Consider the following 26,043-nt stretch of genomic DNA (forward strand, 5'->3'; position numbering starts at 1 on the left):
GGCTTCGCTTTTAGACTCCGCGCCACCCTCGGGTGGCGATCGGAGTCTTTTAGTTTCTGCCCGCAACTGTCCAGCCGCCTTCCACGACAGTACTCTGAGCGCCTATGGCCGGCCTGATCCCACAATCTTTTATCGATGACCTGCTCAACCGCACCGACATCGTCGACGTGGTGGCCTCGCGCATCCAGCTGAAAAAAGCCGGCAAGAACTACACCGCCTGCTGCCCCTTCCATAAAGAGAAAACCCCCTCGTTCAGCGTCAGCCCGGACAAACAGTTCTATTACTGCTTCGGCTGCGGCGCGGGCGGCAACGCCCTGGGTTTTATCATGGATCACGATCAACTGGACTTCCCCCAGGCCATCGAGGATCTAGCCAAACGCGCCGGCATGGACATACCGCGCGAAGAAGGCGGACGCAGCAACAAACCACGACAACCAACCGACTCGCCGCTCTACCCACTGCTTACGGCAGCCGCCGACTATTACCGACAAGCCCTGAAGAGCCATCCACAACGCAAAGCCGCAGTGGACTACCTGAAAGGCCGCGGCCTGTCTGGCGAAATTGCCCGCGACTTCGGCCTCGGCTTCGCCCCGCCAGGCTGGGACAACCTGCTCAAGCACCTGACCAGCGACAGCCTGCAACAAAAGAGCATGATTGACGCCGGCCTACTGGTCGAAAACGCCGAAAGCGGCAAGCGCTACGACCGCTTCCGCGACCGCGTGATCTTCCCGATCCGCGACAGCCGTGGCCGCGTAATCGCCTTTGGCGGCCGGGTACTCGGCGACGACAAACCCAAGTACCTGAACTCGCCGGAAACCCCGGTATTCCATAAAGGCCAAGAGCTCTACGGCCTGTTCGAGGCACGCAAGAACAACCGCAACCTCGACGAGATCATGGTGGTCGAGGGCTACATGGACGTCATCGCCCTGGCCCAACAAGGCCTGCGCAATGCCGTCGCCACGCTCGGCACCGCCACCAGCGAAGAACACCTCAAGCGCCTGTTTCGCATCGTCCCCAGCGTGCTGTTCTGCTTCGACGGCGATCAGGCTGGACGCAACGCCGCCTGGCGCGCCCTGGAAGCCACACTCTCGAGCCTGCAAGACGGTCGCCGCGCACGCTTCCTGTTCCTCCCGGACGGCGAAGACCCGGATACCCTGGTTCGCAGCGAGGGCACCGACGCCTTTCGCGCACGCATCAACCAACAAGCACAGCCACTGGCCGACTACTTCTTTCAGCAACTCAGCGAAGAAGCCGACCCACGTTCCCTGGAAGGCAAAGCGCACCTCGTCACACTGGCCGCCCCACTGATCGACAAGATCCCTGGCGCCAACTTGCGCGCCCTGATGCGCCAGCGCCTCACTGAGATCACCGGGCTCAGCGGCGAAGCCCTGAGCCAGGCCGCGCCCGCCAGCAAACCCAGCGTAGCGCCCAACGACCACTCAGAGATTCCCGACAGCGCCTATTACGACGCTGCGCCCAGCTATGACGACTACGACAAGCCCAGCCCAGCGCAAGGCTTCGAGCGCAGCAACAAGGGCAAAGGCAAAGGCAACTGGAAGAAAGATGGCAACAAGTGGATCAAACAGGACCGCAGCGACTTCTCTCCCCGCGCACCACGCACTGCCGTCAGCGTCGAATCGCCGCACCTGAGCGCCCTACGCACCCTGTTGCACCACCCTGAACTCGCGCAAAAAGTAGAAGACGTCAGCCACTTCGCCGCCGAAGACGACACCTACGCACAACTACTCGTCGCCCTGCTCGGCGCCCTGCAGAAAAGCCCCACATTGCGCTCGCTGCAACTAATCGCACGCTGGCACGGAACCGAACAAGGGCGTCTACTGCAGGCATTGGCGGAAAAGGAGTGGCTAATTTCGGCCGACAACCTTGAACAACAGTTTTTCGACACTATAACTACTCTTATAGCCCGCCAACGTGAGCGCACATTGGAACATTTGCTGCGCAAAGCCCGTCAAAGTGAGTTAAGCGCAGAGGAAAAAAATCAGCTGCGCAACCTGTTGAGTCGTAATACCTCACCAGTAATCCCGAGCCCAACTGGCGCGTAAGGGTCCTACTCGGGTATAATCCTCGGCTTGTTTTTTGCCCGCCAAGACCTTCAGTGGATAGGGTGTTATGTCCGTAAAAGTGCAACAGCAGTCTCGTATCAAAGAGTTGATCCTCCTGGGTCGTGAGCAGAAGTATCTGACTTACGCAGAGGTCAACGACCACCTACCGGAAGATATTTCTGATCCGGAGCAGGTGGAAGACATCATCCGCATGATCAACGACATGGGGATCCCCGTACACGAGAGTGCTCCGGATGCGGACGCCCTTATGTTGGCCGACGCCGATACCGACGAAGCCGCCGCTGAAGAAGCCGCTGCAGCGTTGGCAGCGGTCGAAACCGATATCGGTCGAACCACGGACCCCGTGCGCATGTACATGCGTGAAATGGGTACCGTGGAACTGCTGACTCGCGAAGGCGAGATCGAAATCGCCAAGCGCATCGAGGAAGGCATCCGCGAAGTCATGGGGGCTATCGCCCACTTCCCTGGCACCGTAGACAGCATCCTCGACGAGTACACTCGCGTCACCACCGAAGGTGGCCGTCTGGTAGAAGTACTGAACGGCTATATCGATCCGGATGACGGCGTCGTACCGACTCCTGCCCCGCCAGCTCCTGTCAAAGACGACAGCGCTGACGACGACAAAGACGACGACGACAAAGACGACAGCGACGACGAAGAGGAAGAAGAAGGAGATGGCGGTCCGGATCCGGAAGAAGCCCTGCGCCGCTTCACCGCAATTGGCGAGCAGCTGGAACTAGCCAAGAAAGCCCTGAAGAAGCATGGCCGCGGCAGCAAGCAAGGCATTGCCGAGCTGAAAGCCCTGGCCGTACTGTTCATGCCAATCAAGCTGGTGCCTAAGCAATTTGACGCGCTGGTGGTACGAGTACGCGACGCTTTGGTGCGTTTGCGCGCCCAAGAACGCGCCATCATGCAAATCTGCGTGCGGGATGCACGCATGCCGCGTGCTGACTTCCTGCGCCTGTTCCCAGGCAACGAAGTCGACACCACCTGGGCCGAGCAACTGGCAAAGGGTAAGGCCAAATACGCCGAAGCGCTTGGCGAACGACTGGCAGACATCCAGCGCGGCCAGCAGAAGCTCACCGCACTGCAAGCCGAGTGCGACCTGACCCTGGCCGAGATCAAGGATATCAATCGACGCATGTCGATTGGCGAAGCCAAGGCCCGCCGGGCGAAGAAAGAGATGGTCGAGGCCAACTTGCGCCTGGTTATCTCGATTGCCAAGAAGTACACCAACCGCGGCCTGCAATTCCTCGACCTGATCCAGGAAGGCAACATCGGCCTGATGAAGGCGGTGGACAAGTTCGAATACCGTCGCGGCTACAAGTTCTCGACCTACGCCACCTGGTGGATTCGCCAGGCGATCACCCGGTCGATTGCCGACCAGGCGCGCACCATTCGAATTCCGGTGCACATGATCGAAACGATCAACAAGCTCAACCGCATTTCCCGGCAGATGCTGCAGGAAATGGGTCGCGAACCGACCCCGGAAGAGCTGGGCGAACGCATGGAAATGCCCGAGGACAAGATCCGCAAGGTATTGAAGATCGCCAAAGAGCCGATCTCCATGGAAACCCCGATCGGCGACGACGAAGACTCGCATCTGGGCGACTTCATCGAGGACTCCACCATGCAATCGCCGATTGATTTGGCGACCGTGGAAAGCCTCAAAGAAGCCACCCGCGAAGTACTCGCCGGCCTCACCGCACGTGAAGCCAAGGTACTGCGCATGCGCTTCGGCATCGACATGAATACCGACCACACCCTTGAGGAAGTCGGTAAGCAGTTCGACGTGACCCGCGAGCGAATTCGCCAGATCGAAGCCAAGGCGTTGCGCAAGCTACGCCACCCGACGCGGAGCGAGCATCTACGCTCCTTCCTCGACGAGTAAAACAAAACCCCCGGCCGAAACCGGGGGTTTTGCTTTCTGCCGCCTCGACACAGCTCGCCCCAGCAGAAAAAGCCACAAGCAAAGCCCGCGCGCACGGCGCCCTCCACTACAGAGCACATGCACACCCTTGGCCTCACAGCCAAAGGCGTATTTGCGACAGCCTCTTTAATCGACAATACCTTCATGCACGCCGTTCCGTTGGCGCTAGCGTGGCAGGGCCGGTATAATCCGCCCGCTTCTGAGGGCCCATAGCTCAGTTGGTTAGAGCAGAGGACTCATAATCCTTTGGTCCACGGTTCGAGTCCGTGTGGGCCCACCACCTTTAAAGCCGCGCATTGCGCGGCTTTTTCATGCCTGCAAGAAAAACAGCTAGACCAACCATCTCGTCCAAAGGTAGAAATTCCGCACCGTGTCATTCGAGAATCTTTCGTTTCAAACGGACGGTTCGCCCGTAGTTTGATAGCGCCTCATTTGACCACCCATAAAATGTACCGTATACGTTACTTTTATATTTTAAAGTAATGTATACGAGACATGGACATATCGACCCTCTCGCAACGACTGAGCCGACAGATACGTGAGAAACGCCTCAATCGTGGCCTCACCCAGGCTGCGCTTGCCGAGCTTGCGGGCCTGCCCCGGCAGAAGGTAATCGCAATCGAACAGGGCAGCCTGTCAGTTGCCATGAATGCCTATGCGCGGGCGCTGGTCGCGCTGGACTGTGAACTGGCTGTTGTCCCTGCCGCCATGCCGACGCTCGATGAGATCGAAGGACTGTTCGAATGAAGACTACTGCCCTGCAGGTCAGCACCCCACAAGGGTCAAGCGGCAGCGTGCTGAGCGGTGCCGAAGACTTCATTTTTCGTTATCACAACGAAGCCTCTCCTCAAGCAGCCATTAGCCTACTAATGCCCGTTCGCCCCGATGAGTTCAGGCGGCGCGAGCTGCATCCGATCTTTCAGATGAACCTGCCCGAAGGCTACGTCCTCGAGCAACTGCGCAACCGGCTGGCGAAGACCGTCAACGTCGATCCCTTTCTGCTGCTGGCACTATCGGGAAGCAGCGCACCGATTGGTCGAGTTTTCGTACAGTCTGCAGCGGTAGACAAGCTGCTTCAGGGCCGACAGGCACCGAGCGGCGAGAAGCTCGAGGAAATCCTGCACTGGGACGGTACCGAGGATATTTTTGCCGACCTGGTTGACCGCTACATCCTACGAGCGGGTATCTCTGGCGTGCAGCCCAAGGTACTGGTCCCGGAGCAAACCGAGGCGCAAGCACGCAAGGTCACGTCCAGAACAGCGGACTTGATCATCAAGAGCGGCCGTGAAGAGTTCCCAGGACTCGCAATCAACGAATTCCTCTGCATGAGCATGGCCAAGGAGGCCGGCCTACCCGTGCCAGAATTTTACCTGTCGGACAACATGAAGCTGTTCGTCATGCGCCGCTTTGACCGGGACGACCAGCTCAACGCCCTGGGCTTCGAAGACATGGCCGCCTTGATGGGGCTTTCGGCCCAGCAGAAATACAGCAAGAGCTACGCTGCGATCGCCAAAGCGATTCGGCTGTACTGCCCTCCCGAGCACGTACGCAGCTCACTGCAGCAACTGTTCGACAGCGTCGCCCTGAGCTGCATCGTCGGCAATGGCGACGCCCACCTGAAGAACTTTGGCCTGCTCTATTCAGAACCAACCAAGCGCGATGGGCAGCTCGCCCCCGCCTACGACATCGTTAACACCACAGCCTACCTTCCCGAAGACTCGCTGGCCCTGGACCTTGCGGGCAACAAGTCGCTATTTGCCGCCCGCCTAGGCCTTCTGGAGTTCGCCCACAACTGCGACATCGAACAACCCAAGGAACGCATCCGCAGGCTGCTGGAAGCCGTGGAACGGGTGCTCGCTCGCCACCGGGAGCACTGCGAGCAAGCAGTGCAGGTTGTCCAGGCGATCCGCAGTAGCGCAGCACCCTACCTGCACACGTTCGGATAACCTTGCTGGTGGCTGTTAACCCCTCGATGAGCCGAATAAAACCGCTAATCGGCTCACAGATGAGCAAGCCCCATGAACGAACCCTTCTGGATCTGGCAGCAGCCCAACTGGCCGCACTTCAGCTGGCAGGCCGAACCGCTTCCCCTACGCGCCTGCACCCAGGCTCAGGGGCGCTTGCTCGGCATGCTCGGTGCTGTCGGTGGTGATAGCGAAGTACAGAGCAGCCTGGATGCCCTGCTGCAGAAACCTAGGCGACCTCGTTGAAAAGGCCGCATCACCCGCCTGCCCGGCGGTGGTCGCAGCACCCGCTATCAAGTTAATTACTCCGCCGGTGTGCAAGGCAGCAAGACAGCCTAAGCAAGCGACATCAAGTCATCCCCATGACATTGGTTACAGGCATTACGCAAGCGCTCCGCAGACGCAGGGAATACCAGGAACAATGCTTTGCCCCTATTGCCCTTCCCACGCAATAACCAGCGCCCCATCGAACAACAAGATACCGCCCATCTTGGGTCGACCTTCCCTAGCAAAACTTGTGGCCTGAGAGCTACATAATATGGCCAACCATCCAATTATGTAGCTCTCAAGCTACAAACCAATGTGGACTGCCTCTTGTGCAACTGTAGCCCGAGGGCTACAGTTTTCGGCATATCACCCATTTTTGGCGCACGAGAGCTACAAATGTCCTCCCTATACGATGTCTCCGAAATGCTGAAACAGGCGCGAAGTGAATCGAAGCTGAGCCAAGAAGCATTGGCCAGCAGTGCCGGCGTATCACGCTCTACAGTGGCACGCATGGAAACACTGGCTAGAGGCGACATGAGTGTCTTGGCGCTTGTTCGCCTGCTAGAAGCGGCGGGGTATAACTTGAAGCTGGTTAAGGCCGGCCATGAACGCACGGTTGAGGACATTCTTAACGAGCAACGTTCAGGGAAAGGCTGACCATGATTCTCGACGTCCACGTCAACTCAAGGCTAGTAGCCAAGCTCTATCGGAAACGAGGTGAATACGCCCTGAAATACTTAGCGGCGCTGCGTTACTCGCCTGTTTTCCGTACATGGCCCTAGCTTGCGAGATCGGGAAAAACTCTGAATTGCGTTGCATTGACAGCTGAGCTGCCCGGCAAGCAGACTGTCCTCAGTCCATGGACAGTGGACGAGGAGCGACTGCAATGATGAAAGGTCAAGACATACTGTTAATGCTCAAGCTGGTTAGCCTGGAAAACCAGCACCCCAAGCCCGAGCAAGCTGCCGAGCACTTCTCCATGCGTGCGCTGGAGCAATCCACCGGCATCAGCAAATCCGAAGTCAGCAATGCACTTAACCGCTGCATTGCCGCAGGGCTCGCCAAGCTGGGGCGCAACAGCGCACTGCCGCAGGTCAACACTCGCGCCCTAAACGAATTTCTCGGTCACGGTTTGAAGTACGTGTTCCCGGTTCGGCCCGGCTCTATCGTGCGTGGCCTGGCCACCGCACATGCTGCGCCCGTGCTGGCCGGCAAGTTGTTGTCCGGTGGTGACCATATCTATGTGTGGGAGGATGCACTGGGCAGCGACATGGGCCAAAGCATTGAGCCCCTGTTCAAGAGCGCGCCCAAAGCGGCGCGCCAGGATGAGATGCTGTACGCCATGCTCGCTCTGGTGGACGCCATTCGCCTGGGCAACGAGCGCGAGGCCAGCCTGGCCAAAACCCTGCTGACGCAACAGCTGCGAGGCGAGCCTAATGGCAGCTGAATGGCACATGCAGGAGCTGATGCTGCAAACCGTCGCCGATGCACTGGGCCCGGACTTACTGCGCGAGGCGGCCTTTGTCGGCGGCTGTACCACCGCGTCGCTGATCACCGACGCCTTCGCCCGTGAAGCCGTGCGCTTTACCGAGGATGTCGACGTGATCGTCCATGTGCTCGGTTACGGCAACTGGCAACGCTTGCTGACTGAACTACGGCAGCGCGGCTTTCGTGAATCCCAGAGGATGACGTTATCTGCCGCCTGCGCTTGCCCAATGCGCTGATCGGTCGTGATCTGCTGGTCGACTTCATGCCCGACGACGAAGCCATCCTCAACTTCACCAACCGCTGGTACCGCGATGCCCTGCAAACGGCCGCCGACTATGCGCTGCCCTCAGGCACGCTGATCCGCGTTGTAACCCCCAGCTACTTCCTCGCTACCAAGCTGGAAGCCTATCGCGGCCGGGGTCGCAACGACCCGCTGGGCAGCCGTGACATTGAAGACATCCTAGCGGTGGTAGACGGCCGCGATAGCCTGCATGCCGAACTAGCCCAGACCGAACCCGCCTTACAGCACTACATAGCCCACGCTATCAGCGCGCTGCTCGCCAGCAACAGGCGCGGGAAGAACTCATATTTCAGCGCCTGGAAGCCATCACCGTGCTTTCAGCAGCCCAGTAACGGAAACGACCCTATCCACCACGTTTCTCAACGGCTTAGCTCCATGCCCTAGGGCCAGAGGCCCAGGCTAGAGCGCCGAAGAATACTTTCGTCCATTTACGCTTACTTTCGGTACTATCCGGGTAACTCAGGATTACCGAAGGTCAGGAAATGGACTTCACCCCCGTCATCGCCCAAGTCTGGGGCACGCTGGGATGGTTTATCCCGCTGATGCTGCTGATCGGCCTGCTCAAGTCACCTTGGGCCAAGGGCCAGATCGGTGAACTCCTGGTGCGCCTGTTCGCTCATTGGCAGCTGGATAAACGGACCTACCGCCGCCTGCACAATGTCACCCTGAACACGCCAGACGGCACCACCCAGATCGACCACGTATTCCTCTCGCCCTATGGCATCTTCGTGCTGGAAACCAAGAACATGAGCGGCTGGATCTTCGGCAGCGAGAAGCAGCCGCAGTGGACGCAGAAGCTCTACAAACGCACCTTCAAGTTCCAGAACCCGCTGCGCCAGAACTACAAGCACCTCAAGGCGCTGGAAGCCGCCCTCGGCGTCAGCCCCGAGCACCTGCACTCGGTCATCACCTTTGTCGGCGGCAGCACCTTCAAAACCGAGGTGCCGGCCAACGTGACCCAGGGCGTCGGCTTTATCCGCTATATCCAGTCATTCCAGCAGCCGCTATTCACCGAGGCTGAAGTCGACGCCATGCTGCACGCCCTGCAAACCGGCCGCCGCGCCCCCACCCTGGCCACTCACCGCGAGCATGTGCAAAACCTCAAACGCCGAAGTGATCCAACCGCCGAGCGGCAATGTCCGAAATGCGGCAGCGCCATGGTTATTCGCACCCGTAAAACTGGAATTAATGTAGGCGAGCAATTCTGGGGCTGCTCAACCTTTCCCAAATGCCGAACCATGCAGAGCTGTTGAGAGCCAATCACAGTCCGAAGTAGGCCATTTCAAAAAGGAAGCGAGAAATGATCGAGTCAATAACCCTGGCGAATATTGCTAGCTACGCTAGCCCTGTTACGGTGGACAAGCTCAAACAAATAAACTTCTTTTACGGGGCCAATGGGGCCGGAAAAACCAGTATCAGTCGGTTAATCGGTAATCCATCACTTTCAACCACATCTCAGGTAAATTGGCTCAAAGGCCTACACCTCGAAACCTTGGTCTATAACAACGACTTTATAGAGAAAAACTACACATCAGTTCCTAATCTGAAGGGTGTATTCACCCTGGGCGAAGCGCAACAGACCCAGCTAGACGAGATCAGCGCGCTTAAGAAAGAGATAGGTGCGCTCGGCGATGGTAGAGACAAGCATCAGGAGAACTTGGAGAACCCTGATGGAAAGAGCGGAAAACTGTTAGAACTTGCCACCTTAGAGGCCGCCTTTAAGGATAAATGCTGGGCCCAAAAGCGAAAATACGATGATGCATTTGCAGGAGCGTTTAGTGGCCTCAGAAGTAACTCTGAGCATTTCAAAACCAAGATTTTATCGGAAAAAGTCTCCAACACATCCGAGCTGATTGAAATTGCGACTCTTACTGAAAAAGCGAAATTGCTTTACGGGAATGTTCCCGATCAGCTTGTCACTATTCAATCACTGAACGCCACATCACTAATCCAGTTAGAGACAGACCCGATACTTCAGAAAAAGGTTTTGGGTAAGAGCGATGTTGATATCGCCGCAATGATCGTCAAACTTAATAATAGCGACTGGGTCAGACAAGGCCTAGCGTATTTCAAAGAGAGCGACAATAACTGCCCATTTTGCCAACAAACAACCTCCACAAATTTCGAGAAAAGTTTAAGTGAGTACTTTGACGAATCATTCGAAACTGATACAAAATCAATTGAAACACTACGCAACTCCTACAAAACAGGCGCTGACTTACTACTCCAGCAGATAGCCTATCTAGCCGAAGCAGAATCAGAGTTCATAGACAAAGAAAAACTAGATGCAAATCTAGGACTACTGAGCTCCCTCATCACAATCAACCTTCAGCGCATCGAAAGCAAAAAATCTGAACCCAGCTCCGAAATAAATCTTGAACCAATAAGTCAAGCCTCCGCAGAAATAGTCAAAATCATAAACGATGCAAACACGAAAATTTCAGAACAAAATAAACTTGTAGAAAATTTCAAATCCGAACAATCAAAACTGACAGGTCAAGTTTGGAAGTACATCCTCGAAACAGAACTGAAAGACACCATCGCCGATTATGACAAGGCTAAGACAGCATTAGTTAAAGCAATTGCAGGTCTCACTGCTCAGATCGACAAGGCTAAAGCAGCAATACTTCTGAAAGACAAAGAGCTCAAGGAGTTGGAAAGCAAGACCACCAGCATTCAGCCTACAGTCACTGCCATCAACCGCCTGCTAAGAAGTTTTGGCTTCAAGGGGTTTTCACTCGCAGTAACGACTACCGGTGATTCGTACAGGCTTATTAGGGCTGATGGCACTGACGCCAAAACGACCTTAAGCGAAGGCGAGAAAACCTTCGTCACCTTTCTGTACTTCTATCACCTGCTGAAGGGAAGCCCTACCACCACGGGTATGACGGCCGACCGAGTAGTGGTGATAGATGATCCAGTCTCCAGTCTGGATAGCGACATCCTGTTCATCGTGGCCAGTCTGATCAAGAAGCTATTCGCTGAGATCCGGGAGGGCAACGGGTATCTCAAACAGATCTTTATCCTCACCCACAACGTGTACTTTCATAAAGAAATCACGTTTCACCATAAACGAAATGCTAAGGGCAGCGCGCTGTCGGAAGAATCCTTTTGGATCGTACGAAAGCCTGACCTGCACTCAAAGGTGGAGCGTTACGACACCAACCCAATCAAAACCTCTTATGAGCTTCTGTGGGCAGAGCTGCGCAAGCCAGACCCACAGAGCCTGACAATTCAGAATACCTTGCGGCGTATCCTGGAAAATTATTTCAAAATCCTGGGTGGCATTGATTTGCAGGATTTGTGGGAGCACTTTGACGGGGAAGAAGCTGTTCATTGCAAGTCACTTATTTCATGGGTCAATGACGGTTCTCATTTTGCCCATGATGACCTGTACGTGGTTATTGACGAGCCTATGGTCAGCAACTACTTGAAGGTGTTCTTTAAGATTTTCAAACAAACAAAGCACATGCCCCACTACCAGATGATGATGGGTGAGCAGTACATCGACCTTGATCCTGACGTCGTTGAAGCCGAGACGGGGCCAGAGCTAGGCACAGAGCCTGTCGAGGAAACTCATGCAGAGCCAAAGCCTTTTGAGCTTTCTGAGGACACGGAATTGCCCATCCATGCGCCCCAAAAGACTGCGCCTGACCAAGAGCCTCCACTTGCTCTGCCAAGCATCGCCACTCCTCAAACACCAACGAATCAGGATTTGCCGCCCTTTTGATCGAAAAGTGCTGCCCCAGCTTCCGGCGAATGCTAAAAATGGGGTAGTACCACTCCAGTGTAGTGAAATAAATCAATGGAACAACTATGAGTAAACTCCATAAATTATTAGATACGAAATGTACTGAAGCAGACGTTCAAAAGCTCTTCGAAGCTCGACCTGAAGCAATCTGTGGAAGTTTATACGTCATGAACAATGCTGTAATACGAAAATTCCCTTTAGGGAGAGACCACGTCACTGACTTTACGTACGTCAACCCACAGTCAGGGCAAACACTTATTTACTTAATAGAAATAGAGTCTCCATCAAAGAAAATATTCAATAAAGACGACTCCTTTACCTCTGAATTCAGCCAGGCATTACAACAAGTAAATGATTGGCTAGTTTGGTGCTCACTTAACGATGACGCCCTTTCACAACAACTTGAGCCGCTAAGACGCCGAAACGGAGACTGCATACTTCACTACGTCCCTCGCGGCATCCTTATCTATGGCCGCGAAGAAGAAATCAACAGTATCCGAAGAAAAGAACGCTGGCTTGGAAAAGTTAAAGAAAACCCGTTTATTTCAATTAGAACATTCGACGGCTGGAATAAAGAGCACTCACGGTTTCTTTCTGACAACAGATTTGATATTGGCATTCGCAGCGTTATATATCATGGAAGAGATTACTCTGACTTACAGACAGTAGTATCAGGCATTTAGAAATTTTGAGAAAACAACACCGTAAACACTGACCGTTTCGCGGTACAAAAAACAGTACACTGGAGGTACAGTGCCCAGCTTTTACAGCTTTCGCCAAATTACGCTTAAACCCGTCTACGACGCTACTTCCAGCTCACTGTACCTGCGCTAAGCTACGCACGATTTCACTGGGTTTGCAGCGTTTCCAGGCAACTCATAATCCCTTGGTCCACGGTTCGAGTCCGCGTCGGCCCACCACCTTTAAAGCCGCGCACTGTGCGGCTTTTTGCTTGCCGCGTGCGGGGTTTCTGTCGCTGACCCGCTTGGGTGACTGGGCCGCCTTGCCGCTTTCGCACGGCGCCGCCCATAATCGGCCGCACTCTTTCTTCGGAACCCTGCTGCCATGGCGATTTCCCGCGCCGATCTCGATCAACACGGCCTGATTATCGGCGTCTCGCCCGAGCGCTTTCGCGCGGTGGCCATGCCGTTGTTGTTCGATCACCTGAACGCGCAGTGCGAAGGCACTATTGCGGTGAATCGCCAGGCGCGGATTGTCTGGATCAACGACAAGTACGCGGAGAAAGTCGGTATCAGCGATCCCAGTAGCGTGCTCGGCAAGGAAATCGAAGACGTGCTGCCAGCCAGCAAACTGCGCGAGGTGGTGGAGAGCGGCCAGCCGAGCATGCTCGACCTGATGGCCTTCGGCAGCGAGCACTTCGTGGTCACCCGCATTCCCCTGCGCGACGAGGACGGCACCCTGGTGGGCGCCCTGGGCTTCGTGTTGTTCGACCGTGCCCGCCATCTGAAGCCTCTGATGGGCAAATACAACGCGCTGCAGAACCAGCTATTGGCCACTCAGAACGAGCTGGCCAAGGCGCGTCGCGCGCGTTACACCATCGCCGGCTTCATCGGCAGCAGCGCGGCCGCCAGCGAGATCAAGCGCCAGGCCCGCCGCGCCGCGCAACTGGATGCCACGGTGCTGCTGCGTGGCGAAACCGGCACCGGCAAGGAACTGTTGGCCCAGGGCATCCATAACCTGTCGCCGCGGGCCAACAGCCCTTTCGTCGCGGTCAACGTGGCGGCGATTCCGGAAACCCTGGTCGAAGCCGAGCTGTTCGGCACCGCCCCCGGCGCCTTTACCGGCGCGGATCGCAAGGCGCGCATCGGCAAGTTCGAGGTGGCCAACGGCGGCACCCTGTTTCTCGATGAGATCGGCGACCTGCCGCTGCCCCTGCAAGCCAAACTATTGCGCGTGCTTCAGGAACAGGAAGTCGAGCCGCTCGGCTCCAACCAGGTCAAGCCGCTCAACGTGCGGGTAATCGCCGCCACCCATATCGACCTGGAAGCCAAGGTGGCCGCCGGCCTGTTCCGCGATGACCTGTATTACCGCCTCAACGTCCTGGCCCTGCCCGTGCCGCCGCTGCGTGCCCGCCAGGAGGATATTCCGGCGCTGATCGAGTACCTGCTCGACGATATCGCCAACCGCTCCGGCCTGGCGCCGATGGAGCTGAGCGCGGATGCGGTGGCCCTGCTCGCCCGGCAAACCTGGACCGGCAACGTGCGCGAGCTGCGCAACCTGCTGGAACGGGCGCAGCTCAGCGCCGACAACGGCCTGCTCGACACCGCGCAAATAACAGTGCTACTCGACAAACCGGCGTTAGCCACAGCGCTGGAATCGCCCAGCGCGGCTGCCCTGCCCAACCCAACACAGGAGGTCGAACCCCTGGCGCAGAGCCTGGCCCGCGCCGAACGAGCGGCCATTCTCCAGGCCCTCAGTGCCACCGGCGGCAACCGTTTGCAGGCTGCCGCGCGCCTGGGCATTTCCCGCGCGGCGCTGTACAACAAGCTGAACCAGCACGCACTGGTGTCGTGTCAATCCTGAAATGTCGGATCATTGTAGGGTGGGTTAGCGGCGCCAAGCGCCGAAGGTTCAGGCAGCGCTAGCGTGACGCGCCGCGTAACCCACCAGGCGATAGGCCTGCGTCGCGCCGATGGAGGGTTAGGGCGCAACCGATCTTGCAGGCTCATCGCTATCGGGAGCATGCGCCTAACCCAGCCTTGGGATCGCGGCACATGGCTAAGACCGCGATTAACAGGCATTTAAACGTTGTCGTGACACCAGCCTGGTGTCCAACCAAATGGACAGTCACCCTCAATAGCGTCCAGGAATATGGACACTGTCTAGCCAAGTAGACAGTCAAAGCCGCCCAACCCAGCATCACAGCCCCCGCACAAACCCCACTTGCTGCGCATCCAGGCCCCGAACTAGAGCGCCTTACCGCCCACGCGAGCGGGCTAGCTCCCTACCTGGCACGGCTTTCGCTCTAGGGTTGTGCATGGATTGCGCGAACCTGCCAAGGCGCCTCACGCAACCACTACCGGCCCGCCACAGAGCGGCGCCTAAAACAACAACAAAAGGAATAACCTGCATGGGTACCCTCGGTATTCTGATTTCTCTGGCCCTGTTGATGTACCTCGCCTACCGCGGCATCAACGTGCTGATCCTCGCTCCCCTGCTGGCCCTGCTCGCCCTGCTGTTCTCCGGCGAAGTGGCCATGCTGCTGCCGACCTACACCCAGGTGTTCATGAAGGCCATGGGCGGCTACGTCATCCAGTTCTTCCCCTTGTTCCTGCTCGGCGCACTGTTCGGCAAGCTGATGGACGACTCCGGATCGGCCCGCGCCATCGCCCACGGCATAGTCGCCAAGGTCGGCAGCCAGCGGGCGATCCTGGCCATAGTTTTGGCGTGCGGCATCCTCACCTACGGCGGCGTCTCGCTGTTCGTGGTGGCCTTCGCGGTCTACCCGATCGGCGCCGCGCTGTTTCGCGAGGCCGGCATCCCCAAGCGCCTGATCCCCGGCGCCATCGCCCTCGGTTCGTTCACCTTCACCATGACCGCGCTGCCGGGCACCCCGGCGATCCAGAACGCCATCCCCAACCCCTTCTTCGGCACCGATGCCTTTGCCGCGCCGGGCCTGGGCCTGATCGCCGGGCTGATCATGTTCGGCCTGGGCACCTGGTGGCTGAGCAGCCAGGCGCGCAAGCTGAAAGCCGCCGGTGAAGGCTATGGCGAGCACCGCGACGACCCTATCGCCCAGGACAACAGCGGCATTCCCGGTTTCTGGCTGGCGCTGCTGCCGATTCTGCTGGTGATTGCCCTGAACTACCTGATGGCCAAGCAAGTGTTGCCGAACATCGACGCCAGCTTCCTGGCCAAGCCGGAGTTCGGCGGGCTGCAGGACGCCAAGTCGCTGATCGGGATCTGGTCGATCATCGTCGCCCTGGCCGCCGCCATCCTGCTGCTGGTCGGGCTGCACTGGAAGCGCTGGGCCAACCTGCAGAAAAGCGTCAACGACGGCGCCTTCGGCTCCATGCTGCCGATCCTCAACACCGCAGCGGAAGTCGGTTACGGCACGGTGATCGCCTCGCTGGCCGGCTTCGTGATCATCCGCGACCTGGTGCTCGGCGTCTCCAGCAACCCGCTGATTTCCGAGGCGGTGGCGGTGAACATCCTCGCCGGCATCACCGGCTCGGCCTCCGGCGGCATGTCGATCGCGCTGAAGACCCTCGGCGAGCAGTACCTGAGCCTGGCCACCGCCGCCGGCATCAGCCCCGAACTGCTGCACCGCGTCGCCGCCATGGCCTCGGGCTGCATGGACACCCTGCCGCATAACGGCGCGGTGATCTCGCTGCTGGCGATCTGCAAGCTGACCCACCGCGAGTCGTACAAATTCATCTTCGTCAATACCGTGGCCTTCCCCATGGTCGCGCTGGTTGTGGTGATTATGTTGGGCACCCTGTTTGGCAGCTTCTAACAGACCACTGAAAAGCTGCTGCGCTCGGCTATACGGCGTTGCGCTCAGGCTCGGATGCTCATGTACAGCCGTACATTGCGCGTCCTCGCCTGAGCGCGCCTTGCCTAGCCTTCGCTCGCGACGCTTTTAAGCGCCCTGTACTTCTTGTTGTTTAACCGCTTTCGAGTACCCGCCATGAGCAAGATCATGAGTGCCGCCACCGCGGTGGCGCGCATCGCCGATAACGCCAACGTCGCCACCGGCGGTTTCGTCGGCATCGGCTTCGCCGAGGAAATCGCCATCGCCCTGGAGCAGCGCTTCCTGGCCGAGCAGGCACCGCGTGACCTGACCCTGGTGTATGCCGCCGGCCAAGGCGACGGCAAGGGCCGTGGCCTCAATCACCTGGCCCACGAAGGTTTGCTGCGGCGGGTGATAGGCGGACACTGGGGACTGGTGCCGGGCCTGCAGAAGCTGGCGGTGGACAACCGCATCGAGGCCTACAACCTGCCGCAGGGGGTGATTTCCCAGCTGTTTCGCGACATCGCCGCGGGCAAGCCGGGGCAATTGTCCAAGGTCGGCCTGGGCACCTTCGTCGACCCCGAGTTCGGCGGCGGCAAGCTCAACGCCCGGACCACCGCCGAGCTGGTGCGGCGCATGCCGATCGATGGAGTGGACTACCTGTTCTACCCGACGTTACCGATCCATGTCGGCATCATCCGCGCCACCAGCGCCGACCCCGACGGCAACCTGAGCATGGAACGCGAGGCGCTGACCATCGAGAGCCTGGCCATCGCCATGGCCGCGCACAACTCGGGCGGTTTGGTGATCGCCCAGGTCGAGCGCATCGTCGAGCGGGGCTCACTGAACCCGCGCGAGGTGAAGGTGCCGGGCATCCTGGTCGACTGCGTGGTGGTCGCCCAGCCAGACAATCATCAGCAGACTTTCGCCACCGGCTATAACCCGGCCTTTGCCGCCGAGACCCGCGTGCCCATGGACAGCCTGAGCCCCATGCCGCTGGATGTGCGCAAGTTGATCGCCCGCCGCGCCGCCCTGGAGTTGAGCGCCGGCACCGTGGTCAATCTGGGTATCGGCATGCCCGAAGGCGTCGCTGCGGTGGCCGCCGAGGAAGGCATGATCGAGCGCCTGACCCTGACCGCCGAACCCGGGGTGATCGGCGGGGTGCCGGCCTCTGGCCTGGATTTCGGCGCGGCAAGCAACCACAGCGCGCTGATCGACCAGCCCTACCAGTTCGACTTCTACGACGGCGGCGGGCTGGATCTGGCCGTCCTCGGCTTGGCCCAGGCGGACGCGGCAGGCAATCTCAACGTGTCCAAGTTCGGCTCGCGCCTGGCCGGCGCCGGCGGTTTTATCAACATCAGCCAGAACGCCAAGCGCGTGGTGTTCGTCGGCACCTTCAGCGCCGGCGCGCAGGATATCCGCATCGAGGACGGTCAGCTGCGCATCCTCCAGGACGGCGAGGTGCGCAAGTTCGTCGCTGAGGTCGAGCACCGCACCTTTGCCGGCCGCCAAGCCGCCGAACGCGGCCAGCCGGTGCTGTACGTCACCGAGCGCTGCGTATTCCAGCTGACCCTGGACGGCCTGGAGTTGATCGAGATCGCCCCCGGCGTCGACCTGCAACGCGACATCCTCGCGCGCATGGACTTCCAACCGATCATCCGCCAGCCCAAGCTGATGGATGCGCGGCTGTTCGCCGAGACAGCTATCGGCCTCTGCGAGCGGCTGGGCCAGCCTGGCGACGCCTAGCTGCGAATGCAGCGGGCAGTTTTGCGTGACTGGGCAGCCTTCGGGCTGCCTTTTTTTGACTATGTCCTAGTTACGTGTTGGCCGCGCTGATGGCTGTAGAGTCTCGGCTTTTCCGTAGGGTGGGTTAGCCGCGTAGCGGCGTAACCCACCATTGATACCGTAAGACCTCACCCTTGCCGGCCTAACGGCCGGGTGGCGGGTTACACCTTCGGCTAACCCACCCTACGCAAGACCTTGCACCACACAGCTGGGGCAGAGCCTTTTTATCAAGGATTTTTTATCCAGGATAAGCCGGCGCCCTGAGAGCGACCCGACGGGCACGGTACCGCGCGCAGGGCCAGCCCATGGGCTGGCCCTTTTTTACGACGACTCAGTTTTGCCGCAGCTTGGAGGCGACACCTTCGACGAAGTACTTCATCTTGCCCAGGTCGCTGTCGCTGATGACCTCGCCAGCGGGCACGCGAGTCCTGCCGTCCTGATCGACTATCGGGCCGGTGAACGGATGGAAAGTACCGGCGCGCATCTCGGCTTCCAACTTCTCCACCTGCGCTTTGACATCCGCCGGTACAGAGGGGTTGAGCGGCACGATCTCGATCATCTCGTCCTTGATCCCACCCCAGGTGGACGCCGGCTTCCAGGTGCCGTCCAGCACGCTCTGGGTGGTATCGGTATAGAACTTGCCCCACTGGTGGGTGGTGCCGGAGAGCTGCGCCTTGGCGCCGTACTTGCTCATGTCCGAGTGGTAGGAGAAGGCATTCACGCCCTTCTCCTCTGCGGCTTGCACCACCGCGGTCGAGTCGGTGTGGTGGGTGAGCATGTCGGCGCCCTGGGAGATCAGGGTCAGCGCGGCTTCGCGCTCCTTGCCCGGGTCATACCAGCTATTGACCCAGATCACCCGCACTTCGGCATTCGGGTTGACGCTGCGCGCACCACGGGCGAAGGCGTTGATGCCCATCACCACCTCGGGGATGGGGAAGGCGGCGACATAGCCCAGTACGTTGGACTTGGTCATCTTGCCGGCGACCACGCCATTCAGGTAGCGGCCCTCATAGAAGCGCGCGTTGTAGTTGCCGAAGTTCTTGCCCATCTTGTAGCCGGTGGCATGCATCAGGGTCACGTTGGGGAACTGCTTGGCGACACGCTCGACGTAGTTCATGTAGCCGAAGCTGGTGGCGTAGATCAGGTTGTAGCCGCTACTGGCCAACTCGCGGATCACCCGTTCGGCGTCGGCGCCTTCCGGTACGTTCTCGATGTATTTGGTTTCGACCTTATCGCCCAGGGCTTTTTCCATTTGCAAGCGCCCTTGATCATGCTGGTAGGTCCAGCCGGCGTCGCCGATCGGGCTGATATAGACGAAGCCAACCTTGAGCGGATCGGCCGCCTGCGCGTAGCCGAGCAAACCGACGCCGAACGCTGCCGCCACCGCCATGCCACCCGCTGCCTTGATGAAATGTCTGCGATTACCCATCAGTTCCTCTCCTAGCCTAGTGCTGTGATTGTTTTTGTTGTCGGGGGAAATAAATGCAGCAGACCCTTCCCCTTCAGAGCCCGCCAACGGATCAGGCATCCGGCCGGTAAGGCTGGCCGAGCGACATCGGCGAGTTCAGCCGGATGGTCTGTTGATTACGCGAAATCAGCACCAGCACGATGATCGTCGCCAGGTACGGCAGCGCCGAGAGCAACTGCGACGGCACCTCGATCTGCAGGCCCGAGCCCTGGATAAACAACTGACTGATCATCACCCCGCCGAACAGGTAGGCCCCGGCCATCACCCGCAGTGGCCGCCAGGTGGCGAACACCACCAGCGCCAGGGCGATCCAGCCACGGCCCGAGACCATGCCCTCGACCCACAGCGGCGTGTAGAACACCGACAGGAAGGCGCCGCCGATACCGGCCATGGCGCCGCCGAAGATGGTGGCCAGGTAGCGGATGCCGATCACTGAATAGCCGATCGAATGCGCCGACGAGGGTGACTCGCCAACCGCGCGTAGGATCAGTCCGGCGCGACTCTTGTAGAGGAACCAGATCACCCCGCCGAGCAGGGCCCAGGAGAAATACACCAGGGACTGCTGATTGAATAGCGCCGGGCCGATATAGGGGATATCGGCCAGCAGCGGGATGCGGATCGCCGGCACCGCCTGCAGGGTCAACGACTCGAAGGGTTTGCCGATGAAGGCCGAGAGGCCGACACCGAAGATCGTCAGCGCCAGTCCGGAGGCCACCTGATTGGCCATCAGCGTCAGGGTCAGCAGGCCAAACAGCAGGCTCATCAGCGCACCGGCAGTCATCCCGGCCAACACCCCGAGATAAGGATTGCCGGTGTAATGGGTGGCGGCGAAGCCGGCCACCGCACCCATGGCCATGGTGCCTTCGGCGCCCAGGTTGAGCACCCCGGACTTTTCGGTGATCAACTCACCCAGGGCCACGATGATCAGCGGGGTGCCGGCCACCAGGGTGGCGAACAGCATTGAGGTAATCAGGCTCTGCTCCATCTCACGCCCCCGCCTTGGTCAGCGTCCTGCGCATGCGCAGCCGGTAGTTGATAAATAGATCCGAACCGAGCAGGAAGAACAGCAACATTCCCTGGAATACCTTGGAGATCGACGCGGGCAGACTCATATACAGCTGCGCCTGCTCGCCGCCGAGAAACAGCAGCGCCATCAACAGGCTGGCAAAGAAGATCCCGAGGGGATTCAGCCGCCCGACGAAAGCCACGATGATGGCGGCGAAACCGTAGCCGCTGGCAACCTTGTCGGTCAGTTGGCCCATGGGCCCCGCTACCTCGGCCATGCCGGCCAGGCCCGCGCAGGCCCCACCCACCAGCAGGCCGATCCAGACCATACGCTTGGCCGAGAAGCCGGCATAGCGCGCCGCATCTGCCGCCTCGCCGGCCACGCGCATCTTGAAGCCGAGAAAGCTCCGGTGCATGAACACATAGCCGACCACCAGCACCCCCAGCGCCATGACGAAGGCCAGGTTCAGCCGCGTGCCTTCGACCAGCAGCGGCAACAGCGCCGAGTCGGAGAACATCTTGCTCTGCGGGAAGTTGAAGCCGTCTGGGTCCATCCAGGGGCCGAACACCAGCCAGGACACCAGCAGCTGGGCGACGTACACCAGCATCAGCGAGACCAGGATCTCGTTAGCGTTGAAGCGGGTGCGCAGGAACGCCGGGATCGCCGCCCAGGCGGCACCACCCAGCGCCCCGGCGACGATCATCGCCAGCAACACCAGCGGACCGCTCTGCTCCGCCAAGGCCAGCGCAACCCCAGTCGCCGCACAGGCGCCAAGGATGAACTGGCCCTCCGCGCCGATATTCCACACATTGGCCCGGAAACCGATGGCCAGGCCCACCGCAATGAGCATCAGCGGGACGGCCTTGAGCAGCAACTCGGAAACCCCGTACCAGCTGCGCACCGGGTTGAGAAAGAACACCTGGAAGCCTTCCAGCGGGTCTTTGCCCAAGACGGAGAACAACAGCAGCCCGCCGAGCACAGTCAGGACCACCGCAATCAGCGGCGACAGGTAGCTCATGGTGCGCGAGGCTTCGGGCCGGGCTTCAAGCTTGAAGGACAACATGGCGCGCTTTCCCTTGTTATAGATGGCTGGTTGATTGATCGCGGGGCGCTGCCGGCGCGCGCTCGGCGCCTGGCCACATGCCGCTCATCCACACGCCGATGTCCTCCACCGAGGTCTCGGCCAAGGGCCGCGTTGGCGACAATCGACCGTCGGCGATCACCGCGATGCGGTCGCAAATCTCGAACAGCTCATCCAGCTCCTCGGAGACCACCAGCACCGCGCAACCGGCGTTTCTCAGGTCAATGATCTGCTGGCGGATAAAGGCCGATGCGCCCACGTCCACACCCCAGGTCGGCTGCGCGGCCACCAGCAGTTTGGGCGCCTGCATGATCTCGCGGCCCATGATGTACTTCTGCAGATTGCCGCCGGACAGCGATCTGGCCTGCGCGGCCGGCCCGCCGCACTTGACGTTGAAGCGTTCGATGCATTCGCTGGCGAAGGCCTTGGCCGCACGAAAATCGATCAGCCCGTGCTTGACCAGGTCCTTCGCGGCGGCGGCCGTGAGAATCGCGTTGTCGCTGAGCGCCATGCTCGGCACCGCACCACGGCCCAGGCGCTCCTCCGGGACGAAGCACAGGCCGATTTGCCGGCGCTGGTCGGGCGACAAGCGCCCCGCCTGGTTACCGCAGATCTGCACCGGGCCTGCCTCGCTCAGCGGGATCTCCCCGGAGATGGCCGCCAACAGCTCGGCCTGGCCGTTGCCCGAGACCCCGGCGATGCCGACTATCTCGCCGGAGCGCACCTCCAACTGGAGGTCCTTGAGGTCGGTGCCGAAGGGATCGGGCGAGGCCTGCGACAACCCCGCCAGCTTCAGCCGGACCTCGCCGTCGGCCTGCCCCGCGGTATGGACACAGGCCGGCAGATCCTTGCCGATCATCAGCCGCGCCATGCTCTTCGGCGTCTCTGCTGAGGGGATGCAGGCGCCCGTGACCTTGCCGCCCCGCAGCACCGTGGCGCTGTGGCACAGCTCCTGGATTTCGTCGAGTTTGTGGCTGATATAGAGAATCGCGCAGCCTTCGCTGGCCAGTCGGCGCAGGGTCTCGAACAGCACGCGTACCGCCTGTGGGGTGAGTACCGAGGTCGGTTCGTCCATGATCAGCAGCCGTGGGTTCTGCAGCAGGCAACGGACGATCTCGACCCGCTGCCGCTCACCGACGGACAGCGCATGCACATGCCGACGCGGATCGACCGGCAAGCCGTAACGCGTGGACACCGACTCGATACGGCGGGCCAGGTCGGCCAGATCGGGGTTGCCCGGCAGGGCCAGGGCGACGTTTTCCAGCACGGTCAGGGTTTCGAACAGCGAGAAGTGCTGGAACACCATACCGATGCCCAGACTGCGCGCATGGGCGGGGTTCTCCACCGTGACCGGCTGGCCCTCCCAGACCATCTCGCCGGAGGTTTGCCGCGTCACGCCATAGATGATTTTCATCAGGGTCGACTTGCCCGCGCCATTCTCCCCCAGCACGGCATGAATCTCGCCGGGCATGACGCGCAGATCGATGCCATCGTTGGCGACTACCGCGGGATAGACCTTGCGGATGCCCTGCAAGATCAAGCGAGGCTGTGCATCCGACGCAGCGGCGGCGTGCTCAGGCTTCATTGGGTTTTCTCCTGTTCTCCGATGACTTTAGCAGCTCGAATGAGCCGGCATCGGCGCCTTATTATTGGAGAGGAGCAGCAACCCTGGCGGCCACTGCACCCTTGTGGTTAGCCACCCGAGAACAGCCAGCCCGGTACGGATGTGCACTCTTGTGTACTACGCAAAATTAGATTGTGCAACTCAATGCGCACAAAAATGCTGTTTTATGTAAACAACACTCTCGCCGGGCAAACTCGCGGCATGCCAGGCGAGCCGCTCTAAACCGGTGCTTTCGTTTACATGATCACGGGCAGTTGGCCACTATCCATCACACGCCAGCTAAGCGCTTTGCTCGCGACTGCGTCTGACTAGGGTCTGTTGCCGCTTCATTGCGAGCCGCGTTGCCGCGAGAAATGGCCCCCGATTAGGCGCAGGACGCAGGTAATGGTCATTCCCTTGCCAAGTCCTGCAACAACAGCGGGGGCCATTTCCCGCGCAACCCGAAGGGCCGGGCCTGTTTTTGCGCGATGCGGCGTTTCTCGTCGCTCATTTGGAACAACCAAACCGCGCTCCTCGTGCCTTGCCTCGCGCAAAAACAAGCTACGGCGCGGCCGCGAATGAAACGGCAACAGACCCTAGGCAATATATAGGCCGGGGAGCGCAAACCCCGAGTCACCGCCGCTTAGGATGGCCAGAAAAACCAACAGCCCCGGACAACCTGTATGGCTGTGCGGGGCTGGAAACGGCACGGCGCCGGGGTTGGCGCCGAAGGCGGAGGTCGCTCAGGCCTTCAGTTTATGGCGCGCGGCGTACAGGCAGATCATCTCCATCGCCAGGGTGGCGCCGGCCAGGGCGGTGACTTCTGCGCTGTCATAGGGCGGCGCCACCTCCACCACGTCCATGCCGACCAGGTTGATGCCGCGCAGCCCGCGCAGGATCTCCAGCGCCTGATGGGTGCTGAGGCCACCGCACACCGGGGTGCCGGTGCCGGGGGCGAAGGCCGGATCGAGGCAGTCGATGTCGAAGGTCAGGTACACCGGATGCTCACCGACCCGCGCGCGAATGCGCTCGGCGATCTGCTCCGGCGACTGTCGATGCACCTCGCGGGCATCCAGCACCTGAAAGCCCATCACGTCGTCATTGGTGGTGCGCAAGCCGACCTGCACCGAGCGCGCCGGGTCGACCAGGCCCTCGCGGGCGGCGTGGTAGAACATAGTGCCGTGATCGATGCGCGCGCCCTCTGCGTCCGGCCAGGTGTCGCTGTGCGCGTCGAAGTGGATCAGCGCCAGTGCGCCATGCTGCCTGGCATGCGCCTTGAGCAACGGGTAGCTGATGAAGTGGTCGCCGCCCAGGGTGAGCATGGCGCAGCCGGCCGCGAGGATCTTGTCGGCATGCGCCTCGATCAGCGCCGGAGTGTCCTGCGGCGTGCCGTGGTCGAAGTAGCAGTCGCCGTAGTCGATGCAGGCCAGCAGGTCGAAGGGGTCGAATTCCCAGGGAAAATGCCGCGCCCAGGCCGACTGCACCGAGGCGGCGCGAATCGCCCGCGGGCCGAAGCGGCTGCCGGGTCGGTTGGTGGTGGCGGTGTCGAACGGCACGCCACTGACCACCAGATCGACGCCGCGCAGGTCACGGCTGTAACGCCGGCGCATGAAACTGGTGATGCCGGCGTAGGTCGGCTCGGCCGCCGTGCCATACAGGCTGTCGCGGGTCATCGCCTGGTCGTTTTCGTAGGCTTGATCCATGGTTTACGGTCCTCACAACTTGGATAGAAATTCGGCGCCCGCTGCCGGGCGCGCTCAGTACTGGCTACGGAATGCGGTCCACAAGCGGGTGCGCTGACGCTGTTGCTTGAGGCTCTGGATTTGCTCGGGGAACAACTTGGCGCGCACCGCCGCCGGCGGGTAGATGTCCGGATCGCCGCTGACCGCCTCATCCAGCAAGGGCGCGGAAGCCGCGTTGGCGTTGGCGAAATACAGCGCGTTGGTCAGTTCGGCGATCGCCTCGGGCTTGAGCATGTAATCGATAAAGGCGCGGGCGGCCTGCGGGTGCGGCGCATCGACCGGAATCGCCATGGTGTCGAACCAGATCAGCGTGCCCTCCACAGGAATGCGGAACAGCACCGCGAACGACTGCTTGGCCTCGGCGGCGCGGGCGGCGGCCATGCCGGCGTCGCCGGTGTAGGTCAGCGCCAGGCAGATCTCGCCCTTGGCCAGGTCGTCGATATGCTTGCCGCTGCCGATGTAGCGCAGGTTCGGTTGCAACTGGGCGAGCAACTGCTGCGCGGCCTTGAGGTCGGCGGCGGCGGTGCTGTAGGGGTCCTTGCCCAGGTAGTTCAGCGCGATCGCAATCACCTCCTGCGGCGAATCCAATACGGCGATGCCGCAGTCTTTCAGCTTGCTGGCGTACTCCGGTTTGAACAGCAGATCCAGGCTGTTCAGCGCCACACCCGGCAAACGCTGCTCAACCGCCTGCTGGTTGATGCCCAGGCCGACGGTGCCCCAGGTGTAGGGCACGCCGTAGCGGTTGCCGGGGTCGACGCTGGCCAGCTTGGCCAACAGCTCGGGGTCGAGGTTAGCGGCATTGCTCAAGGCGCCGACCGGCTGCACGGCCTTGGCCTGAATCGCCCGGGCCAGACCGCTGGAGGCCGGAAACACGACGTCGTAGCCACTGCCGCCGGTGAGCAGCTTGCTGTCGAGCACCTCGGTGCTGTCGAAGGTGTCGTATTTGACCCGGATACCGGTTTCGCTCTGGAAGCGTTTGAGCGCCTGCGGCGCCACGTAGTCGGCCCAGTTGTAGATGTTCAGCACCTGCTCCTCGGCCTGCAGCGGCAGGGCGCAGGCGATCAGTAACAGGCTGGCGGCAAGGCGCATGGCGGATTCC

At 60.1% G+C, this 26,043-nt stretch carries 20 protein-coding genes, 1 tRNA gene and 1 pseudogene; 16 read left to right on the forward strand and 6 right to left on the reverse strand.

The window, feature by feature from the left end:
• Positions 1-104 precede the first annotated feature (104 nt).
• The 16 genes and pseudogenes from dnaG to FBY03_RS14530 all read left to right on the forward strand — a co-directional run bounded on the left by dnaG (position 105) and on the right by FBY03_RS14530 (position 18,005).
• A complete protein-coding gene (gene dnaG, locus FBY03_RS14455; protein WP_147173071.1) occupies positions 105-2,063 on the forward strand; it encodes a DNA primase in 1,959 nt (652 codons plus the stop codon).
• Between the two features lie 67 nt (positions 2,064-2,130).
• Positions 2,131-3,975, forward strand: a complete 1,845-nt coding sequence (gene rpoD, locus FBY03_RS14460; protein WP_147173072.1) for an RNA polymerase sigma factor RpoD — start codon at positions 2,131-2,133, stop codon at positions 3,973-3,975.
• Between the two features lie 242 nt (positions 3,976-4,217).
• Positions 4,218-4,294: transfer RNA gene (locus FBY03_RS14465), tRNA-Ile, on the forward strand.
• 215 nt (positions 4,295-4,509) lie between these two features.
• A complete protein-coding gene (locus FBY03_RS14470) occupies positions 4,510-4,761 on the forward strand; it encodes a helix-turn-helix transcriptional regulator (protein WP_147173073.1) in 252 nt (83 codons plus the stop codon).
• The gene (locus FBY03_RS14475) at positions 4,758-5,960 is read left to right on the forward strand and encodes a type II toxin-antitoxin system HipA family toxin (protein WP_147173074.1); all 1,203 of its coding nucleotides are present in this window, start codon (positions 4,758-4,760) and stop codon (positions 5,958-5,960) included. The genes FBY03_RS14470 and FBY03_RS14475 overlap by 4 nt, the downstream gene beginning before the upstream one ends.
• A 72-nt stretch (positions 5,961-6,032) precedes the next feature.
• A pseudogene (locus tag FBY03_RS14480) lies at positions 6,033-6,203 on the forward strand (DUF4172 domain-containing protein); the annotation flags it as partial.
• A gap of 438 nt (positions 6,204-6,641) precedes the next feature.
• Positions 6,642-6,902, forward strand: a complete 261-nt coding sequence (locus FBY03_RS14485; RefSeq protein WP_147173075.1) for a helix-turn-helix transcriptional regulator — start codon at positions 6,642-6,644, stop codon at positions 6,900-6,902.
• 229 nt (positions 6,903-7,131) lie between these two features.
• On the forward strand, positions 7,132-7,692 hold the full coding sequence (locus FBY03_RS14490) for a helix-turn-helix domain-containing protein (RefSeq protein ID WP_306102483.1): 561 nt from the start codon (positions 7,132-7,134) through the stop codon (positions 7,690-7,692).
• Positions 7,682-7,969, forward strand: coding sequence for a hypothetical protein (locus FBY03_RS23300; RefSeq protein ID WP_256677935.1), 288 nt, complete (start codon positions 7,682-7,684; stop codon positions 7,967-7,969). The genes FBY03_RS14490 and FBY03_RS23300 overlap by 11 nt, the downstream gene beginning before the upstream one ends.
• Positions 7,954-8,418 (forward strand): hypothetical protein, encoded by a 465-nt coding sequence (locus tag FBY03_RS23305; RefSeq protein ID WP_256677936.1) that lies wholly within the window; start codon positions 7,954-7,956, stop codon positions 8,416-8,418. The genes FBY03_RS23300 and FBY03_RS23305 overlap by 16 nt, the downstream gene beginning before the upstream one ends.
• Before the next feature lie 98 nt (positions 8,419-8,516).
• Positions 8,517-9,287: a nuclease-related domain-containing protein gene (locus FBY03_RS14500; RefSeq protein ID WP_147173076.1), complete on the forward strand. Its 771-nt coding sequence runs from the start codon at positions 8,517-8,519 to the stop codon at positions 9,285-9,287.
• Between the two features lie 47 nt (positions 9,288-9,334).
• A complete protein-coding gene (locus FBY03_RS14505; RefSeq protein ID WP_147173077.1) occupies positions 9,335-11,764 on the forward strand; it encodes an AAA family ATPase in 2,430 nt (809 codons plus the stop codon).
• Between the two features lie 86 nt (positions 11,765-11,850).
• On the forward strand, positions 11,851-12,468 hold the full coding sequence (locus tag FBY03_RS14510; RefSeq protein ID WP_147173078.1) for a Shedu anti-phage system protein SduA domain-containing protein: 618 nt from the start codon (positions 11,851-11,853) through the stop codon (positions 12,466-12,468).
• Positions 12,469-12,850: 382 nt separating this feature from the next.
• A complete protein-coding gene (locus tag FBY03_RS14520; protein WP_147173080.1) occupies positions 12,851-14,329 on the forward strand; it encodes a sigma-54-dependent Fis family transcriptional regulator in 1,479 nt (492 codons plus the stop codon).
• Between the two features lie 547 nt (positions 14,330-14,876).
• Positions 14,877-16,262 (forward strand): GntP family permease, encoded by a 1,386-nt coding sequence (locus tag FBY03_RS14525; protein ID WP_147173081.1) that lies wholly within the window; start codon positions 14,877-14,879, stop codon positions 16,260-16,262.
• Positions 16,263-16,436: 174 nt separating this feature from the next.
• Positions 16,437-18,005 carry an acyl CoA:acetate/3-ketoacid CoA transferase gene (locus FBY03_RS14530; protein ID WP_147173082.1) on the forward strand — a complete coding sequence of 523 codons (1,569 nt, stop codon included), beginning with the start codon at positions 16,437-16,439 and terminating at the stop codon, positions 18,003-18,005.
• Between the two features lie 370 nt (positions 18,006-18,375).
• Here the strand turns inward: FBY03_RS14530 and FBY03_RS14535 are convergent, their stop codons facing one another.
• From FBY03_RS14535 to FBY03_RS14560, 6 genes are all read right to left on the reverse strand, one after another.
• A complete protein-coding gene (locus FBY03_RS14535) occupies positions 18,376-19,473 on the reverse strand; it encodes a BMP family ABC transporter substrate-binding protein (RefSeq protein WP_147173083.1) in 1,098 nt (365 codons plus the stop codon).
• 91 nt (positions 19,474-19,564) lie between these two features.
• The gene (locus tag FBY03_RS14540; protein ID WP_147173084.1) at positions 19,565-20,497 is read right to left on the reverse strand and encodes an ABC transporter permease; all 933 of its coding nucleotides are present in this window, start codon (positions 20,495-20,497) and stop codon (positions 19,565-19,567) included.
• Between the two features lies 1 nt (position 20,498).
• Positions 20,499-21,578 (reverse strand): ABC transporter permease, encoded by a 1,080-nt coding sequence (locus tag FBY03_RS14545; protein ID WP_218570785.1) that lies wholly within the window; start codon positions 21,576-21,578, stop codon positions 20,499-20,501.
• Between the two features lie 19 nt (positions 21,579-21,597).
• On the reverse strand, positions 21,598-23,184 hold the full coding sequence (locus FBY03_RS14550; protein ID WP_147173085.1) for an ABC transporter ATP-binding protein: 1,587 nt from the start codon (positions 23,182-23,184) through the stop codon (positions 21,598-21,600).
• Positions 23,185-23,945: 761 nt separating this feature from the next.
• Positions 23,946-24,905: an agmatinase gene (gene speB / locus FBY03_RS14555; protein WP_147173086.1), complete on the reverse strand. Its 960-nt coding sequence runs from the start codon at positions 24,903-24,905 to the stop codon at positions 23,946-23,948.
• 54 nt (positions 24,906-24,959) lie between these two features.
• Positions 24,960-26,033 carry a polyamine ABC transporter substrate-binding protein gene (locus FBY03_RS14560; protein WP_147173087.1) on the reverse strand — a complete coding sequence of 358 codons (1,074 nt, stop codon included), beginning with the start codon at positions 26,031-26,033 and terminating at the stop codon, positions 24,960-24,962.
• Positions 26,034-26,043 lie beyond the last annotated feature (10 nt).

The organism is Pseudomonas sp. SJZ079, assembly GCF_007993865.1.
In the GTDB taxonomy this organism is placed as follows: Bacteria; Pseudomonadota; Gammaproteobacteria; order Pseudomonadales; family Pseudomonadaceae; genus Aquipseudomonas.

Coding starts and splice junctions, on each gene's coding strand:
- dnaG (WP_147173071.1), top strand. CDS start 105: ATGGCCGGCCTGATCCCACAATCTTTTATCGATGACCTGCTCAACCGC.
- rpoD (WP_147173072.1), top strand. CDS start 2,131: ATGTCCGTAAAAGTGCAACAGCAGTCTCGTATCAAAGAGTTGATCCTC.
- FBY03_RS14470 (WP_147173073.1), top strand. CDS start 4,510: ATGGACATATCGACCCTCTCGCAACGACTGAGCCGACAGATACGTGAG.
- FBY03_RS14475 (WP_147173074.1), top strand. CDS start 4,758: ATGAAGACTACTGCCCTGCAGGTCAGCACCCCACAAGGGTCAAGCGGC.
- FBY03_RS14485 (WP_147173075.1), top strand. CDS start 6,642: ATGTCCTCCCTATACGATGTCTCCGAAATGCTGAAACAGGCGCGAAGT.
- FBY03_RS14490 (WP_306102483.1), top strand. CDS start 7,132: ATGATGAAAGGTCAAGACATACTGTTAATGCTCAAGCTGGTTAGCCTG.
- FBY03_RS23300 (WP_256677935.1), top strand. CDS start 7,682: ATGGCAGCTGAATGGCACATGCAGGAGCTGATGCTGCAAACCGTCGCC.
- FBY03_RS14500 (WP_147173076.1), top strand. CDS start 8,517: ATGGACTTCACCCCCGTCATCGCCCAAGTCTGGGGCACGCTGGGATGG.
- FBY03_RS14505 (WP_147173077.1), top strand. CDS start 9,335: ATGATCGAGTCAATAACCCTGGCGAATATTGCTAGCTACGCTAGCCCT.
- FBY03_RS14510 (WP_147173078.1), top strand. CDS start 11,851: ATGAGTAAACTCCATAAATTATTAGATACGAAATGTACTGAAGCAGAC.
- FBY03_RS14520 (WP_147173080.1), top strand. CDS start 12,851: ATGGCGATTTCCCGCGCCGATCTCGATCAACACGGCCTGATTATCGGC.
- FBY03_RS14525 (WP_147173081.1), top strand. CDS start 14,877: ATGGGTACCCTCGGTATTCTGATTTCTCTGGCCCTGTTGATGTACCTC.
- FBY03_RS14530 (WP_147173082.1), top strand. CDS start 16,437: ATGAGCAAGATCATGAGTGCCGCCACCGCGGTGGCGCGCATCGCCGAT.
- FBY03_RS14535 (WP_147173083.1), bottom strand. CDS start 19,473: ATGGGTAATCGCAGACATTTCATCAAGGCAGCGGGTGGCATGGCGGTG.
- FBY03_RS14540 (WP_147173084.1), bottom strand. CDS start 20,497: ATGGAGCAGAGCCTGATTACCTCAATGCTGTTCGCCACCCTGGTGGCC.
- FBY03_RS14550 (WP_147173085.1), bottom strand. CDS start 23,184: ATGAAGCCTGAGCACGCCGCCGCTGCGTCGGATGCACAGCCTCGCTTG.
- speB (WP_147173086.1), bottom strand. CDS start 24,905: ATGGATCAAGCCTACGAAAACGACCAGGCGATGACCCGCGACAGCCTG.
- FBY03_RS14560 (WP_147173087.1), bottom strand. CDS start 26,033: ATGCGCCTTGCCGCCAGCCTGTTACTGATCGCCTGCGCCCTGCCGCTG.